Raw genomic sequence first — 284 nt, forward strand, 5'->3', positions numbered from 1 at the left:
CGGTGCGGCGGTCGCGGACGAAGATGTCGGCGGCGCTGTTGGTGTCCCCGGGCACCAGGTCGGCCCGGTTGGAGGTGAAGGCGACGTACCGTCCGTCGGCGCTCAGGCTCGGCGAGGTGCTGCCGCCGAGTTGCGGGGCGGGGCCGGTGCCGGTGCTGATCAGCTCGGTGCGACGGTGCCGCAGATCGCGCAGGTAGACGTTCTCGATCCCGGGGGTGGCGCCGGGCGCCAGGTTGTCGGCGGTGGAGGGGAAGGCCACGTACCGCCCGTCCGCGCTGACCGCC

The 284-nt window shown here is 74.3% G+C and carries 1 protein-coding gene; it reads right to left on the reverse strand.

Annotation, left to right across the window (positions count from 1 at the left end; translation table 11 throughout):
• Positions 1-284: TolB-like translocation protein (locus C7C46_RS33635; RefSeq protein ID WP_181442689.1), on the reverse strand; the 284-nt coding region annotated here is incomplete at both ends.

This window comes from Streptomyces tateyamensis, from assembly GCF_003205575.1.
GTDB classification, from domain to species: Bacteria; Actinomycetota; Actinomycetes; order Streptomycetales; family Streptomycetaceae; genus Kitasatospora; species Kitasatospora tateyamensis.